This window comes from Streptomyces otsuchiensis, from assembly GCF_004305975.1.
GTDB classification, from domain to species: domain Bacteria; phylum Actinomycetota; class Actinomycetes; order Streptomycetales; family Streptomycetaceae; genus Streptomyces; species Streptomyces otsuchiensis.
The window spans coordinates 1-15,667 of the sequence record NZ_BHZI01000143.1 but is presented as its reverse complement, the minus strand read 5'-3'; the positions used below and the strand labels follow the sequence as shown (position 1 = coordinate 15,667).

Annotated in this window: 14 protein-coding genes; 4 read left to right on the top strand and 10 right to left on the bottom strand. The window is 72.1% G+C overall.

The window, feature by feature from the left end:
- Positions 1-137 precede the first annotated feature (137 nt).
- The 5 genes from E0D90_RS15170 to E0D90_RS15150 all read right to left on the bottom strand — a co-directional run bounded on the left by E0D90_RS15170 (position 138) and on the right by E0D90_RS15150 (position 4,451).
- The gene (locus E0D90_RS15170) at positions 138-899 is read right to left on the bottom strand and encodes a Tellurium resistance (protein WP_103501166.1); all 762 of its coding nucleotides are present in this window, start codon (positions 897-899) and stop codon (positions 138-140) included.
- A gap of 263 nt (positions 900-1,162) precedes the next feature.
- Entirely contained in the window at positions 1,163-2,305 is a 1,143-nt protein-coding gene (locus E0D90_RS15165; RefSeq protein WP_174856205.1) for a DUF475 domain-containing protein, read from the bottom strand.
- Between the two features lie 271 nt (positions 2,306-2,576).
- Complete coding sequence (locus tag E0D90_RS15160; RefSeq protein WP_103501165.1) at positions 2,577-3,161, bottom strand: TerD family protein; 585 nt, start codon at positions 3,159-3,161, stop codon at positions 2,577-2,579.
- Positions 3,162-3,283: 122 nt separating this feature from the next.
- Positions 3,284-3,742, bottom strand: a complete 459-nt coding sequence (locus tag E0D90_RS15155; RefSeq protein ID WP_103501164.1) for a peroxiredoxin — start codon at positions 3,740-3,742, stop codon at positions 3,284-3,286.
- Between the two features lie 274 nt (positions 3,743-4,016).
- Positions 4,017-4,451: a DUF3052 domain-containing protein gene (locus tag E0D90_RS15150; protein ID WP_103501554.1), complete on the bottom strand. Its 435-nt coding sequence runs from the start codon at positions 4,449-4,451 to the stop codon at positions 4,017-4,019.
- A gap of 447 nt (positions 4,452-4,898) precedes the next feature.
- On the opposite strand from E0D90_RS15150, the gene aceE reads away from it, so the two are divergent.
- From aceE to E0D90_RS15135, 3 genes are all read left to right on the top strand, one after another.
- Positions 4,899-7,631, top strand: coding sequence for a pyruvate dehydrogenase (acetyl-transferring), homodimeric type (aceE, locus tag E0D90_RS15145; protein WP_130798723.1), 2,733 nt, complete (start codon positions 4,899-4,901; stop codon positions 7,629-7,631).
- Positions 7,632-7,898: 267 nt separating this feature from the next.
- Entirely contained in the window at positions 7,899-9,101 is a 1,203-nt protein-coding gene (locus E0D90_RS15140; protein ID WP_227870235.1) for an alpha/beta hydrolase, read from the top strand.
- A gap of 189 nt (positions 9,102-9,290) precedes the next feature.
- The gene (locus E0D90_RS15135; RefSeq protein ID WP_103501552.1) at positions 9,291-10,175 is read left to right on the top strand and encodes a DUF4429 domain-containing protein; all 885 of its coding nucleotides are present in this window, start codon (positions 9,291-9,293) and stop codon (positions 10,173-10,175) included.
- Between the two features lie 105 nt (positions 10,176-10,280).
- Here the strand turns inward: E0D90_RS15135 and E0D90_RS15130 are convergent, their stop codons facing one another.
- From E0D90_RS15130 to E0D90_RS15120, 3 genes are all read right to left on the bottom strand, one after another.
- A complete protein-coding gene (locus tag E0D90_RS15130) occupies positions 10,281-10,676 on the bottom strand; it encodes a hypothetical protein (protein ID WP_103501551.1) in 396 nt (131 codons plus the stop codon).
- A gap of 135 nt (positions 10,677-10,811) precedes the next feature.
- A complete protein-coding gene (locus E0D90_RS15125; RefSeq protein ID WP_227870236.1) occupies positions 10,812-11,753 on the bottom strand; it encodes an aldo/keto reductase in 942 nt (313 codons plus the stop codon).
- Between the two features lie 185 nt (positions 11,754-11,938).
- Entirely contained in the window at positions 11,939-12,412 is a 474-nt protein-coding gene (locus tag E0D90_RS15120) for a MerR family transcriptional regulator (protein ID WP_103528404.1), read from the bottom strand.
- Between the two features lie 86 nt (positions 12,413-12,498).
- Here E0D90_RS15120 and E0D90_RS15115 point away from each other — a divergent pair, with 86 nt between their 5' ends.
- A complete protein-coding gene (locus E0D90_RS15115) occupies positions 12,499-13,326 on the top strand; it encodes a serine hydrolase domain-containing protein (protein WP_130798719.1) in 828 nt (275 codons plus the stop codon).
- Between the two features lie 28 nt (positions 13,327-13,354).
- Here E0D90_RS15115 and E0D90_RS15110 read toward each other — a convergent pair whose 3' ends face one another.
- Both E0D90_RS15110 and E0D90_RS15105 read right to left on the bottom strand, forming a co-directional pair.
- Entirely contained in the window at positions 13,355-14,512 is a 1,158-nt protein-coding gene (locus tag E0D90_RS15110; RefSeq protein WP_227870234.1) for a DUF2330 domain-containing protein, read from the bottom strand.
- Between the two features lie 238 nt (positions 14,513-14,750).
- Positions 14,751-15,506, bottom strand: coding sequence for a pirin family protein (locus tag E0D90_RS15105; protein WP_130798715.1), 756 nt, complete (start codon positions 15,504-15,506; stop codon positions 14,751-14,753).
- Positions 15,507-15,667 lie beyond the last annotated feature (161 nt).

Here is a 15,667-nt window from a genome sequence, read left to right as displayed (position 1 = left end):
CCCTGACCACCACACCAAGAGCACAAATCACTCAAACCGACCTTGCTCCAGTGGCTTGACATCCATAGGAGCATCCCTGCCGCCCCGCGTGGACAGCGGGCGCCGCCCCGCGTGGACAGCGGACGCCGCGTCGTGGGTCAGTGGCGCAGCCGGCTGGGCTTGGTGCCGCGCCCCCAGGCCATGCCCCAGCCGTAGAGCCGGTCGATCTCCGACTGGAAGCCGTAGACGTACTTGACCTCACGCCGAGCGACTAGTTCGCCGTCCTCGTGCTCAAGCGCGATGACCGCGCACGACCGGGCCTGCGGGGTCGGATCGGTGAGCGGAACCTCGATATGCATCCCGTTGGTGGCGTCGAGCGTCACGGAGACATCGGCGTGCTCGAACGCCGGTATCCCGTCGTAGATGTAGACGAAGACGAGCAGGCGCTTGAACTTCTCCTGATGGTCGAGGTTGGCGTAGATGACCTCGCCCGAGCCGCCACCGAACCGGTCGTCCCCGGCGAGCTTGAGGTACGGGGGCCCGTTGAAGTCGCCCAGCAGCCCGCCGAGCGGCTGTACGACCCCCTTGCTGCCGTCCTCCATCTCGTAGAGGCACGCGAGGTCGAAGTCGACATCGACGATGCCCACCGTGTGGCCGACCACCTCCGGCGGCCGGAAGACCTCCAGCGGGTTCCGCCAGGCGAAGGACCTGCGGTGGGTCCGGCTCCCCATCATGTCGGAGCCGCGCATCCGCCATGTGAGGCTGATACGCAAGGTGCCCGACGCAGCCCCCTGCGCCGTCAGCGAGATCCGGGGAGCGCGCCGGGTCAGCTCGATCGCGTACGTGCTCGATCCCGTTGTCGCGTCGAACCGCGCCGTCGGCGTCCGGGCGCGGCGCCAGTAATCCCACAGCGACACCATGCTCTTGTTCTACCGTCCCCTCGCCCTGTGGTCCCCTGGCGCCGTCGGCGGCCCGGCGCCGTACACGCTGGCGAGGCGCGGCCCGTCCCGGGGTTCGACCCGAGCGGGGCCCCGCCTCGCAGAGGATACTTCCGCAATCGGGGCCGCCTCACACCTCGTTGGGCACCCCGGCAGTGAACCGCCCCGCCCGGAGCGTGCCGGGCGGGGCGGAACGAGGCAGGAACGGAACCGTTCGGTTCAGCTCGGTCCGGGTCTCCGGCGGCTCAGCTTCCGGTGGAGACCGCCGGGCGGTCGCCGCTGCCGCCGCCACCCGCGGCGGCGTCGACACGGTTGGCCCGCAGCGAGGACCAGAACGCCAGGCCGATCAGGCCGACGCCGAGGCCGCCGGTGACCAGCTCCGGCAGGTGCCAGCGGATGGAGATCAGCAGCATGACCGACAGGGCGCCGATGGCGTAGTGCGCGCCGTGTTCCAGGTAGCGGTACTCGTCGAGGGTGCCCTCGCGCACCAGGTAGATGGTGATCGAGCGCACGTACATCGCGCCGATGCCCAGGCCGAGCGCCATCCAGAAGATGTGGTTGGTGATGGCGAAGGCGCCGATGACCCCGTCGAAGGAGAAGGAGGCGTCGAGCACCTCCAGGTAGAGGAAGAGGAAGAACGCGGCCTTGCCGGTGACGCCGATCACCGAGGGCTGCTTGCCGGCGCGCTTAGCGGCCTCCTCGGCCTCGGCGACCCGCTCCTCGTCCTCCTCCAGCTTGTTCTCGAAGAAGCCGGAGAGCCCGCCGACGACCAGGTAGGTCAGCACGCCGGCGACACCGGCCACCAGCACCGTCCCCGACTTGTCGGTGTAGGTACCGCCGTGCTGGTACGCGTGGGTGGCGACCGTGGAGGCGGTGAGCAGCAGCGCGGCGAGCGCGACACCGACGGAGAAGCCGTCGATCTTCCCGAGCTTGGCGAGCACCCGCTCCAGCGGGCCGATCCAGTGGACCTCGCGCTCCTGGAAGATGAAGTTGAGGAAGATCATCAGCAGGAACATCCCGCCGAATGCGGCGATCGACGGGTGGGCGTCGGTCACCATCATCTCGTAGGTGTCCGGCTCGTTCGTGGCCAGCCGGACCGCCTCGACGGGGCCGATCCCCGCCGTCACCGCGACGATCGCCACCGGGAAGACCAGCCGCATGCCGAAGACGGCGATCAGTATGCCGATGGTGAGGAAGATCTTCTGCCAGAACAGCGACATCCGCTTCAGGATGCCGGCGTTGACGACCGCGTTGTCGAAGGACAGCGAGATCTCCAGCACGGAGAGGATCGCGACGACCGCGAACCCCTCCCACCCCCAGAAGTAGAAGGCGGCGACGAGGCCCAGCGCTGTCACGCCGAACGACCAGCCGAACGTTCTCAGAATCACTGTCTTCCCGTTCTCCCGCGACTGCGATCGCGACCGTACCCGGCGCGGGGGCGTTCTCTCGTGAGGACGCGTCCGGGGCGGAGCGCGTGCCGGGTCCTGTCCGGACCCTCGGTTCGATGGTGCTCCGAACGGGGCGCCTTCCGCGACCGGTGCCGCGCCCGCTCCCGCCCGGGAGTGGACACGGCACCGGCCGCGGGCCCCGGCACGCCGGGGGTGGTGCTATCCGGTTGTCGGCCTGTCACCGGGCCGTCGGGAAGGACGCGCGCGGGGCTCAGACGTTGACGCCGTAGTCCAGCGCGATGCCGCGCAGACCGGAGGCGTAGCCCTGGCCGATCGCGCGGAACTTCCACTCGGTGCCGTGGCGGTACAGCTCGCCGAAGACCATCGCGGTCTCCGAGGAGGCGTCCTCGCTCAGGTCGTAGCGGGCCAGCTCGTTGCCGTCGCTCTGGTTGACGATGCGGATGTAGGCGTTCCGCACCTGCCCGAAGTTCTGCTGACGGGTGTCGGCGTCGTAGATGGACACCGGGAAGACGACCTTGTCGACCTCCGGGGAGAGGGTGGAGAGGTTGACCTTGATCTCCTCCTCGTCCTCGTCCGCGCCGTCGCTGCCACCGACCAGCTCGTCGCCCATGTGCTCGACGGCTTCGTCCGGGCTCTTGAGGTTGTTGAAGAAGATGAAGTGCGCGTCGCTGAGGACCTTGCCGGCCGCGCCGACGAGCAGCGCGCTGGCGTCGAGGTCGAAGTCGGCGCCGGTCGTCGCGCGGGCCTCCCAGCCGAGCCCCACGGTGACGGCGGTCAGGTTGGGCGCTGCCTTCGTCAGCGAGACGTTTCCGCCCTTGATGAGGCTGACTCCCACAGGGTTCCTCCAGAGTTCTTCACGGCATAGGGTCCCGGCCCAATATGCCAGTTGCATTGTTCCGGCCGGACGCGGACCCCGCCGCCGGGCCGGCGTCGGCCCGGCGGCGGGGGGTGGCGTCGTTACAGCGCCTGAAGTGCGGTGACGTACTCGTCGAGGTCGCGGGCGTCGGGCAGACCGTTGACCACGGTCCAGCGCACGACGCCCTCCTTGTCGATGATGAAGGTGCCGCGCACCGCGCAGCCCTTCTCCTCGTCGAAGACCTCGTAGGCACGCGAGACCTCGCCGTGCGGCCAGAAGTCCGAGAGCAGCGGGTACTCCAGGCCCTCCTGCTCGGCGAAGACGCGCAGGGAGAACGGCGCGTCGTTGGAGACGGCGAGCAGCTGGGTGTCGTCGTTGACGAAGGTCGGCAGCTTGTCGCGCAGGGCGCACAGCTCGCCCGTGCAGGTGCCGGTGAAGGCGAACGGGTAGAACAGCAGCACGACGTTCTTCTCGCCGCGGAAGTCGGAGAGCCTGACGCTCTCCCCGTGCTGGTTGCGGAGGGTGAAGTCGGGCGCCTTGGAGCCGGGCACGATCGCCACGTGCGCTCCCCTTTCTGGTTCCTGATGCTGACGGACCTGGGGACGGGCCCGCACGGCGGGCCCGTCGTCGCCGTCCGCCGCCGCGCCGGTGGTGGCGGCCGCCGCTGGGGTGGCCGCCGGCCGGGCCGGCGGGGCACGTCGGCGCCGGGCGCGGGCGTGACCGGCCGACGACGGCGCGTGCGGAGGGCGAGGACCCGCTCAGCCTACGCCGCCGTCCCCGGCGCCCATCAGGGCGCCGGGGACGGCGGTGCGGTGCGGGCCGATGGCCCGCCGGCTACTTGCGGCCGGCGGCCTTGGGAGTGACCAGGCGGCTGCCCGCCCAGTCCTTCCCGGCGCTGATGGTCTTCGTCTGCGCCAGGCCGGCGGTCTGCGCGGCCTCACCGATGTCGCTCGGCTCCACGTAGCCGTCCCGGCCCGTCTTGGGCGTCAGCAGCCAGACCGGCGCACCGGGGTCGATCAGTGTGGTGGCATCCACCAGCGCGTCGGTCAGGTCACCGTCGTCGTCACGGAACCACAGCACCACGGCATCAGCCACGTCGTCATGGTCTTCGTCGACGAGCGACTGGCCCGTGACGGCCTCGATCCCCTCGCGAAGCTCCTGCTCGGCATCGTCGTCGTAGCCGAGCTCCTGGACCACCTGTCCGGGCTGGAAACCCAGCCGGTCGGCGGGGTTGGTCCGCTCCTCCGCGTGGTCCGCGGTCGCGCTCACGGATGGCCTCCTGTCCTGTTGATGTGGAGTACGGTCGTCGGCTCGCACGTGCGCGAGCCTCAGCGGTAGTCCACACGGGCGGAGCGGATCACGCAAGTACCGGACCGACGCGCCCGCCCAAAGGTTGACTTCTCGGTCCACAGTACGTCCGGTTGCGTGATTTAAGACACAGTTTGATCTTCGTCTGCCGCCTTGTGGCGCTCCGCCCGGATCTCGCCGGTCGCGGACACGGAGCCCGCCGAACGGATGTCCCCGTGCCCCGGCGTAGGGTTGCCGGTCGGCCGCACCGTGCGGTCGCCTGCCCGGCCGGGCACGTCGCCCACGAGGACAAGCGTCTCACCACGTGGGAGTTACCTCCCAGTAGAGATGACGTTTCGCTTCCGGAGGTACACGATGGAAGGCGGCGCGACACCAGCAGAGCAAGACAACTCACAGCGAAGGAACAGCGTGGCTTCCGCATCCGATCGCAACCCGATCATCATTGGCGGCCTTCCCAGCCAGGTCCCGGATTACGACCCCGAGGAAACGCAGGAATGGCTGGACTCCCTCGACGCCGCTGTCGACGAGCGCGGCCGGGAACGTGCCCGCTACCTGATGCTGCGGTTGATCGAGCGTGCTCGCGCCCAGCGCGTCGCGGTCCCGGAGATGAGCTCCACGGACTACGTCAACACGATCGCGACCAAGGACGAGCCGTTCTTCCCCGGTAACACCGACATCGAGCGCAAGGTGCTCAACGCCACGCGCTGGAACGCGGCCGTCATGGTCTCGCGCGCCCAGCGTCCCGGCATCGGCGTCGGTGGCCACATCGCGACGTTCGCCTCCTCCGCCTCCCTGTACGACGTGGGCTTCAACCACTTCTTCCGGGGCAAGGACGGCGGTGACGGCGGCGACCAGATCTTCTTCCAGGGGCACGCCTCCCCCGGCATCTACGCCCGCGCCTACCTGCTGGACCGCCTGAACGAGGGCCACCTGGACTCGTTCCGACAGGAGAAGTCCAAGGCCCCCAACGGCCTCTCCAGCTACCCGCACCCCCGGCTGATGCCGGACTTCTGGGAGTTCCCCACCGTCTCGATGGGCCTCGGCCCGCTCGGTGCGATCTACCAGGCGCGGATGAACCGCTACATGGAGGCGCGCGGCATCGCCGACACCTCCAAGTCGCATGTGTGGGCCTACCTCGGCGACGGCGAGATGGACGAGCCGGAGTCGCTGGGCCAGCTCACGCTGGCCGCGCGCGAGGGCCTGGACAACCTCACCTTCGTGGTGAACTGCAACCTCCAGCGGCTCGACGGCCCGGTCCGCGGCAACGGCAAGGTCATCCAGGAACTGGAATCGGTCTTCCGGGGCGCCGGCTGGAACGTCGTCAAGCTCGTCTGGGACCGCTCCTGGGACCCGCTGCTGGCCCAGGACCGCGACGGGGTGCTGGTCAACAAGCTCAACACCACCCCCGACGGCCAGTTCCAGACCTACGCCACCGAGACCGGCGCGTACATCCGCGACCACTTCTTCGGTGACGACCAGCGCCTGCGCGCCATGGTCGAGAACATGACCGACGACCAGATCCTGCATCTGGGCCGCGGTGGTCACGACCACCGCAAGATCTACGCCGCCTACCAGGCCGCCAAGAGCCACCGCGGCCAGCCGACGGTGATCCTGGCGCAGACGGTCAAGGGCTGGACGCTGGGCCCGAACTTCGAGGGCCGCAACGCCACCCACCAGATGAAGAAGCTGACGGTCGAGGACCTCAAGCGCTTCCGTGACCGGCTGCACCTCCCCATCCCGGACAAGGAGCTGGAGGACGGCCTGCCGCCGTACTACCACCCGGGACGGGACTCCGAGGAGATCCAGTACATGCACGACCGGCGCAAGGCGCTGGGCGGGTACGTACCGACGCGGGTGGACCGCTCCAAGCCGCTCGCGCTGCCGGGCGACAAGGCGTACGCCACGGCCCGCAAGGGCTCCGGCTCGCAGGAGATCGCCACCACCATGGCGTTCGTGCGGGTGCTGAAGGACCTCATGCGGGACAAGGAGATCGGCAACCGCTTCGTGCCGATCGCCCCGGACGAGTACCGGACCTTCGGCATGGACGCGTTCTTCCCGTCCGCGAAGATCTACAACCCGCTGGGCCAGACGTACGAGTCGGTCGACCGGGATCTGCTCCTGTCCTACAAGGAGTCGCCGACCGGGCAGATGCTGCACGACGGCATCAGCGAGGCGGGCTGTACCGCCTCCCTGATCGCCGCCGGGTCCGCCTACGCCACCCACGGCGAGCACCTGATCCCGATCTACGTCTTCTACTCGATGTTCGGGTTCCAGCGCACGGGCGACCAGTTCTGGCAGATGGCCGACCAGCTCTCCCGCGGCTTCGTGCTCGGCGCCACCGCCGGCCGGACCACGCTGACCGGTGAGGGCCTCCAGCACGCGGACGGCCACTCCCACCTGCTGGCGTCCACCAACCCGGCCTGTGTCGCCTACGACCCGGCGTTCGGCTTCGAGATCGCGCACATCGTGCGGGACGGCCTGCGGCGGATGTACGGGGAGAACGCCGAGGACGTCTTCTACTACCTCACGGTCTACAACGAGCCGATCAAGCACCCGGCCGAGCCGGAGGACGCCGACGTCGAGGGCATCCTCAAGGGCATCCACCGCTTCCGCGCGGCCGACGCGGGCGAGATCCCCGCGCAGATCCTCGCCTCCGGTGTGGCCGTGCCGTGGGCCATCGAGGCCCAGCGCATCCTGGCCGAGGAGTGGAACGTCCGTGCCGACGTCTGGTCGGCCACGTCGTGGAACGAGCTGCGCCGTGACGCGGTGGAGGTCGAGCGCCACAACCTGCTCCACCCGGAGGAGGAGCAGCGCGTGCCGTTCGTCACCCGCAAGCTCCAGGGCGCCGACGGCCCGTTCGTCGCCGTCTCGGACTGGATGCGCGCGGTGCCGGACCAGATCTCCCGGTGGGTGCCCGGCACCTACCAGTCGCTGGGTGCCGACGGTTTCGGCTTCGCCGACACCCGGGGCGCGGCCCGCCGCCACTTCCACATCGACGCGCAGTCGATCGTGCTCGGTGTGCTGACCGAGCTGGCCCGCGAGGACAAGGTCGACCGCTCGGCGCTGAAGCAGGCGATCGACCGCTACCAGCTGCTCGACGTGGCCGCCGCCGACCCCGGCGCGGCCGGCGGCGACGCCTGACGGAGCACGCACCACCCCGGCCCTCCACGGCCGGCCCGGACGCCCGGGAGCCTCACCGGCTCCCGGGCGTCCGGCGTTCCCGGGCCCGGAGGGCCGGTCCGGTCGCGCCTCACGCCCCGGCGCGCGGACCCCCGCGTGCCCGGCCCGGCGAGAGCGGCCCCGGTGGGCGCGCACGGCTCGTTGTGGTGGACACCACACCAGAAAGGGCAGGTCCGGGCCCTTCGGACATGGCGGTCGGCCCCCGGGGTGCTCCTATCATGCTGAGCGGTGGAGTGCCCGCGACCCAGGCTGACGGCGACCACCGCACGGCGCGTCCTGACGACCCTTGCGGTGGTGTTCGCGGTGCTGGTGACCTCCGGCTGGCTGCACCGCAACGAACCGCCGGAGCCCGGCAGCTTCGCCGCCCAGCTGCTCGCCTGGCAGCACGACGAGATCACCGGGGTGTCGCTGCCGGAGCCGGGCGCGGGGGCCGCGGAGATCTCCGCGTTCTTCGCGTCGATGGGCCATCGCAAGCAGCTGCTGCTCGCCGAGCGTCACCCGCTGGTGGTGGGCAATCTGAACGGGGCCCCGGTGGAGGTGCGTTACCGGGCCAACCGGCACGCGCTCGCCGACGCTCGCGCCCATGAGGTCGCCCGTGGTCTGGACCCGCGGCTGTCGCCGTCCGGCCGGCACGAGGCAGCGCGCCTGGTGCACCGCTTCGACTCGCTGCTGGCGGAGGACCGCCAGATCCTCGCCTTCGACCCGACCGGGCGCGGACGGGTCGCCGAGGTCTTCGGCGACCTCACCGAAGCCCGGCGGATCTCCGTGGTGGTGCCCGGCGTCGACACCGACCTGCTGACCTTCGAGCGAAGCCATCTGAAGTACCGGGCGCCGGTGGGGATGGCGCGCGCCCTGCACCACCAGCAGCGGAAGGCGGCCCCGGAGCGGCGGACGGCGGTGATCGCGTGGGCGGACTACAGCGCACCGCACGGCGTCGGCGTCTCGGCGGCCACCGAGGGGCTGGCGCAGGAGGGCGGCCGGCGGCTGCGGGACACCGTCTCGGGCCTGCCGCCGGACGCGACCGTCGCGCTGTTCTGCCACTCCTACGGCTCGGTGGTCTGCGGGGTCGCGGCGTCCTCGCTCCCGGACCGGGTGACCGACATCGCGGTGGCGGGCAGCCCGGGGATGCGCGGCTCGCACGCGAGCCGGCTGGGCACCGACGCCCGGATCTGGGCGGCCCGCGCGGCGGACGACTGGATCGGCGACGTCCCGCACCTGGCCGTCGGTCCGCTCGGCCACGGGGAGGACCCGGCGGCCCCCGCGTTCGGCGCGCTTCCCGTGAGCAGCGACGACGTGACCGGGCACGGGGGCTACTTCGTTCCCGGCACCGACAGCCTGGAGGGGTTCGCCCGGATCGGCGCCGGGCTGGTGGCCCGCGCCGGATGGGACGGCGACGGCCCGTACTGCGTGCCCGGGGGCCCGCGGGTGTGAACGGCGGCCGGGCGCCAGCGGACGGCGGGCGCACGCCATCCGCCGCCGCGCGGTGCTCGGTCACCCGGGTGGCGTACGGATGAGTAGCCCGGCGCGCACCGCGCCTGAGCTGCGCAATGGCGTGAATCCGCCACCTCGTCGCCGCAGAGGGTAGCCAGCAACGGTACATCGCCGCATACGATGACCCGTATGGGTGATGTGCTGGCCGGAATCCACTCCTCATGGGAGTTCGACACCGACTCGATGCTCATCCGCTTCGAACGGGGAATTCGTACACCGAAGCTCTTCCACGTCCTGGGCGAACGTCTCGTCCCGTACGCGGCGCTGAGCGCGGTGGAGGTCGTCCCCGGGTCCAAGCGGGGCACCGTGGAACTGCTCGCCACGCCGCGCGCGGGCGCCGATCCGCTGATCGAGGTCGCCGACGGCCAACTGCGCCATGCCGCCAACCCCTACCGGCTGGTGCTGTCCGGGGAGCGCGAGGACGAGGCGAACGCCGCCGTGGAGCGGATCCGCGCCGGTCTGGCCCGCGACGCTCACCTGGCCGCCGACCGGTTCCTCGTCGCCGCACCGGCGGCGCCGCTGGCGTTCAAGGCGTACGACGGCAAGGTCGGCTTCGACGGGAAGACCGTCTCCTTCCGCTGGTTCTGGACCGGGGCGACCTCCGCCAAGTGGAAGGCCGGCGACCAGTCTTTCCAGGTCGGCGAGCTGGCCGGCGTCGACTGGCGCTCCCCGGAGGTCTCCGGCGGGCATCTGCGGCTGATCCATCGCGGGCTGGACGGCCGGGCCATAGAGATCGGGACGCCCCCGCCCGCCGACCAGGACCCCTCCGCGGTGGTCTTCGCCCTCGGCTACGGACTGGTCCACGAGTCACTGCCGCTGGCGGCGAGCGTGCTGGAGGCGGTGCGGGAGACGGAACCGGATCTGCTGGGCCCGCCGGACAGCGCGCGCGAGGCACGGGGCAATCCGGCCGACATCGCCGAGCGCATCCGGCACCTCGGTGACCTGCACTCCGCGGGACTGCTCACCGACGACGAGTTCACCACCAAGAAGCGGGACCTGCTCTCACAGCTGTGAGCGGCCGGGCCCCGGCGCCCCCGCTGGCAGGGCGCGCCGCGGGGGACGGCCGGTGCCGTCACGCGGGGCCGGCGCCACCGGGGACGGCCGGTGTGTGAGGGCGGGTCAGACGGACGGCGGGTTGCCCGAGGCGCGCCGCTCACCGAACCAGCGACGGGCCCGCGAGACGGGCGAGACCTCGGGCTCCGGCACGGGCTCGGGCTCCGGCGCCGAAGGCGCCAGCCGGACACCGCCGTCCGAGCAGGGCCGGCACCGCCCCTCGTCGTCCCAGGCGACCCCGATCCAGCACTGGCTGCACGCCACCGGCGGCTTCGCCGCCATCACGGGTACGGCCGGCGCCTCGGGCGCGGGGGTCAGCGAGAGGTTGGCGGGCGGCGGGGCGATCTGCGCGGGCGGCGCCGAGGTGCCGGGCGCGCCGAGGTTCACATTGCCGATGGAGCACGGCCGGCAGCGGCCCTTGGCGTCCCAGGCCCGGCCGATCTGGCACTGCGAACACATCATTTCCAGCCCCCAGCACACCACCGTTTTCGGCGGAACCGCACGCTCACGCCTGGCGAGGATGCTATGCCACCGCCCCACCACCCGGCCAGCCTCCCTCACACGCAGCCGCTACCCACGGGTACGGGCCGCGCACTGTCACTCCCGGCCGGCCGACGTGTGTCCCATGCTCGCATAACGGTCCCCCGCGACCTGATCCGCGAGCGCGTCCAGACGCGTCAACTGGCTCTCGTCCAGGGCGACTCGGGTGGCGGCGGCATTCTCCTCGATCCGCCGCCGATTCCGGGTGCCGGGGATCGGGACCACGGTCAGACCGTGCCGCTCCGCCTGCGCGTGCACCCAGGCGAGCGCGATCTGGGCGGGTGTGACGCCCTGTTCGGCGGCGATCTCCCGGACCACGGCCAGCAGCGCGCCGTTGCGTCCCGCGTTCTCGCCGGTGAACCGCGGCTGGTTGCGCCGGAAGTCCTCGGCCGGCAGGTCGGTGTCGGCGGCGGCGAACGCCCCGGTGAGGAACCCCCTGCCCAGCGGCGAGTAGGGCACGAAGGCGGTCCCCAGCTCGGCGGCGGCCGGTACGGCGGTGCGCTCCACATCCCGGGAGAACAGTGACCACTCGGACTGGAGAGCCGCGATCGGGTGGACGGCGTGCGCGGCCCGCAGCTCCTCGCCGGTGACCTCGCTGAGTCCCAGGTGCCGCACCTTGCCGGCCGCGACCAGCTCCCCCATCGCGCCGACCGACTCCTCGATCGGGACCCGGACGTCCCGCCGGTGCAGGTAGTACAGGTCGAGGGTGTCGGTGCCCAGCCGCCGCAGCGAGCCGTCGACCGCGCGCCGGATGTACTCCGGACGGTTGTCGGCGACGGCGGAGCCGGGGTGGTCGGGGTCGGGCACGATTCCGCACTTGCTGTCGAGCACGATCTCCTCACGGTGGGCGGCGACGAACGGGGCGAGGAACCGCTCGTTCTCCCCGTCGCCGTACAGCTCGGCGGTGTCGAAGTGGTTGACGCCCAGTTCCAGGGCGCGTTCCAGGGTGGCGCGTGCCTCGTCGAGGTCGGTGGGGCCGTAGGCGTAGCTCATTCCCATGCAGCCCAGGCCCTGGACGCCGACCTCGGGGCCGGCCCGTCCGAGCAGCACCGTGCGGATCGGCCAGGCGGAGGTGGCGGGCGTGGCGGCACCGGGGTGGTCGGCGCCGCGCGGGTTGTCGGCGCCGGGCTCGTCGGTTCGGGTCTCGTCGGTTCCGGAGTTCTCGACGCCGGAGTTCTCGATGCTCATGCCGGTCCCCTGTCCGACGCCCGGCGGGCGTCCGCGTAGTAGTCGATCTTGTGGTCGAGGACGGCCACGGTCTCCTCCAGCTCCGCGATCCGGGAGAGCACGTTCTCCCGGGTGGCGCGCAGCAGCCGCTGGCGTTGCTCGTAGGTGTGCTCGCCGGCCCGGACCAGTTCGGCGTATCGGACCATGTCGGCGACCGGCATCCCGGTCAGCCGCAGCTTGCCGACCAGCTCCAGCCAGTCGAGGTCGCGGTTGCTGAACCGGCGCTGGCCGGTGTGGGAGCGGTCGACGTGCTGGAGCAGACCGATCCGCTCGTACCAGCGCAGGGTGTGGGCGCTCAGCCCCGTGAGATCGGCCACTTCGCTGATGGTGTAGCGGTCCTCCCCGTCGGGCCGGGGATGGCGCGGCGGCGCGGCGCACAGCGGGCGGGTGCCCGTCCCGGCCGCCGTTGTCTCCGTCTCGGTCACGGTCATGGTCAGCACGCTAGGGAATTGGAGTGCGCTCCAGGCAAGACCCGCCCGCGACAAGCGCCCGAACGGCAGCGCATAAGCTCGGGGGCATGGAGAGTCTGGCGCTCATCGAGCAGTGGCCGGTGCCCACGGCGGCGGCAGCCGTGGTGCTGGCGGACGGAACGGTCGCGGGGTCCGGCGGCCCCACCGGACGACGCTTCCCGCTGGCGTCCGTCACCAAGCCGCTGGCCGCCTACGCGGTGCTGATAGCGGTGGAGGAAGGGGCGCTGGAGCTGGACGACCCGGCCGGTCCCGACGGCTCCACCGTCCGCCACCTGCTGGCGCACACCTCCGGCCTCGCCTTCGACGAGCGGCGGGTGATGGCCTCCCCGGGCGACCGCCGGCTGTACTCCAACACGGGCTTCGACGAGCTGGGCGACCATCTGGCCAAGGCCACCGGCATCCCCTTCACCGAGTACCTGCGGCAGGGGTTGCTGGAGCCACTGGGCATGAGTGCCACGACGCTGGACGGCTCGCCCGCGCGTGACGCCGTCTCCACCGTGGACGACCTGGTGCGGTTCGCGGCCGAACTCCAGTCCCCGCGGCTGCTGTCGCCGCAGACCGTCGCCGAGGCCACCTCGGTCCGCTTCCCGGGCCTGGCGGGCGTCCTGCCCGGGTTCGGCCACCAGAAGCCGAACGACTGGGGGCTGGGCTTCGAGATCCGCGACGGCAAGTCGCCGCACTGGACCGGTGAGCGTTCCTCGCCCCGTACCTTCGGCCACTTCGGACAGTCGGGCACCTTCCTGTGGGTGGACCCGGACGCGGGGGCTGCCTGTGTGGCGCTCACCGACCGGGCCTTCGGCCCGTGGGCCGGGATGATGTGGCCGCGCTTCACCGACGCGGTGCTGGCGGAGCTGGCCGGCCGCGGCACACCCTGAACCACGGCCGGCGCTGACCGGCGCCCGGTCAGCCCGCCTCGGCGCCGGGCCGGCCGGACCGCTCGGGCCGCTCGGGCCGGTCGTCCCGCTCCCGGAGAGCGGCGCGGCGGCGCAGCAGCGGGACGGCCGCCGCGGCAAGGACGGCGAGGCCCGCCACCGAGCCGACGGTGACCTGCCAGGCCGGGACACCGCCCCAGGTCAGCAGCCGGTCGCGGTAGTACACCTCCCGGTACTCGGTGTCGGCGGCCGCGCGGACCAGCTCGTGGTCGTCAGTGATGCGGCCGGGCTCGGGAAAGTCCTGTTCCAGGACGGTCAGGAAGCGGTCCTGCCCGAGGAACGGGCGCAACGGTCCCTCGGCCGTCCGCTCGGCGTCCAGCCGTCCGGCGAACGTCACCTCCACCGGGTCGCCGCCGATGGTCCCGGCCGGCTCGGTGCGGTGGTCGGCCAGGACGTAGAGCGTCAGCCGCTGCGGGTTGTCGGCCAGGCGGGAGAGCCGCATCGGGTAGACGGGTTCGTCGGTCGCGAAGCTGAGGTGCAGGGGTTCGAGCCGGCCGCCCAGCACGGCCGCCTCGTCGGTTTTCCGATCGACCGCCTCGTCGGCCGCCTCGTCGCCCGCCCCGGGTACGAGCCGGATGGCCACGTACTCCCAGCCCGCCGCGACGTAGTGCTCCAGCTCCCCGCCGAGCCGCTCGGACAGGGCGAAGCCGTTCTCCCGCAGCCACTCCTCCAGCGCACGGGGGTCCCCGGCCGCCAGCCGGGCCACGTCGAACGGCCCCAGCTGCTCCCGGCCGACCACCTCCACCCCTCCGTCCGCTCCGTCACCCGGCGCTCCGGCGGTGTCCCCGGAGCCCACGCGCGGCCAGTCCCCCTCCCGGGGCCAGAAGTAGCTGCGGGTCCGGAACTCGGGCGCGGTCAGCCGCTCCAGTTCCGCGAACAGCCGCGGTTCGCCGAGTTCCACCTCGGCGCGGGAGGGAACCGGCATCACCCAGGCCGCCGCGTCGGCGTCACCGGTCACCGACAGCCGCATCACGATCTCCTGGGTCTCACCGTCCCAGGTCACCAGTGAGGTCTCCTCGGTGACGGTGATGGCCTGGCCGTCGCCGGTGACCATCGCTCCGCAGCCGCAGGCGTGGGCCGGCCAGCTCAGGGCGGTCAGCTGCGTCAGCGCGACGAGCCCCGCGAGCACCAGCCCTGCGCGTGCGCGGTAGGCGCCGCGCCCGCGCCGGCCGTCCGTGCGCCCGGCGCCCGATGCCGTCCCCGCTCCCCCGCCGGGTCTCGCGCGCCGTTCGTTCGCTTCTTCACCGCACATGGCCACTCCCCCTCGCCGCGCGGCCCCGTGGCGGCGCGTCACCGGTGGGACGCCGACGCGACCACCGGGGTTCCGTGGCCCGACGCCCCGGTGTGCGCGGCCATCTGGCGCGCGGTCAGCCGGGCCCCGGCGGCTCGCCCAGCTCCCACAGCAGCAGCTCCACGTGCCCCGGCCCGCCGGCCCGGCCGGCCCTGGTGGGGACGTCACCGGCGTCCCCGCCGCCCTCCGCCACCGCCGTCACGACCAGGTCGTCCCCCGGCGCGCTGATCCTGGCCTCGTCACCGGCGGCCAACGTCCACTCCCCCAGCCGCGCCCGCCCGCGCACCACCTGGAGGTGGACCAGCGGCGCGTCCGGGACGGGTACGTCCTCTCCCACGCGCGGACGCCGCACGTGCAGCACGGCGTCGGTGCGCGGGAGCGCGTACCGGGTCGCGTCGGCGATGCCGCGCACCACCTCGTACTCCGGTTCACCGCCCGGTTCGCGCGGCAGCAGCCACATCTGGAGGAAGCGCAACGGGGCCGGACCGTCGTTGCGTTCGACATGGCGGGCGCCCGCCCCCGTGCTGAGCCGCTGCACGTCGCCGGGGCGGACGACCGTCGTGCGGCCGGTGCTGTCCCGGTGGGTCAGTTCCCCCTCGACGACCCAGGTGACGATGTCGAGGTCCCGGTGGCGGTGCTCCTCGTACCCGCCGCCGGGGGCGATCCGTTCCTCGTTGCAGGCCGTCAGCGGCCCGAAGCGGATGTTGTCGGGGTCGTAGAAACCGGAGAAGGAGAACGCGTGACGGGTGTCGATGCCCGCTGCGATGTCACCGCCGCGATATCGCTCGTCCGCCCGCCGGACCACGACCCGGGCCCCGCCGTTGTCGGTCATGGCTCCACGGTAGGCCGACCGCGCCCCCGCCGCGCCGGGTCCGGTGCCGAGCGCCGGGTGCCGTACCCCCGGTGCCGACCCCCGGCGGCCACGCCACCTTCCGCGATGAGGCAGTCTGGGACCCGTGCCCGACACACCTGAGCAGGAGAACACCCCCCGGC

What these genes read in the sequence shown, in the direction of transcription:
- E0D90_RS15170 (WP_103501166.1), bottom strand. Translation starts at nt 899, where the DNA reads ATGGTGTCGCTGTGGGATTACTGGCGCCGCGCCCGGACGCCGACGGCG.
- E0D90_RS15135 (WP_103501552.1), top strand. Translation starts at nt 9,291, where the DNA reads ATGGGTGATGTGCTGGCCGGAATCCACTCCTCATGGGAGTTCGACACC.
- E0D90_RS15130 (WP_103501551.1), bottom strand. Translation starts at nt 10,676, where the DNA reads ATGATGTGTTCGCAGTGCCAGATCGGCCGGGCCTGGGACGCCAAGGGC.
- E0D90_RS15125 (WP_227870236.1), bottom strand. Translation starts at nt 11,753, where the DNA reads ATGGGAATGAGCTACGCCTACGGCCCCACCGACCTCGACGAGGCACGC.
- E0D90_RS15120 (WP_103528404.1), bottom strand. Translation starts at nt 12,412, where the DNA reads ATGACCGTGACCGAGACGGAGACAACGGCGGCCGGGACGGGCACCCGC.
- E0D90_RS15115 (WP_130798719.1), top strand. Translation starts at nt 12,499, where the DNA reads ATGGAGAGTCTGGCGCTCATCGAGCAGTGGCCGGTGCCCACGGCGGCG.
- E0D90_RS15105 (WP_130798715.1), bottom strand. Translation starts at nt 15,506, where the DNA reads ATGACCGACAACGGCGGGGCCCGGGTCGTGGTCCGGCGGGCGGACGAG.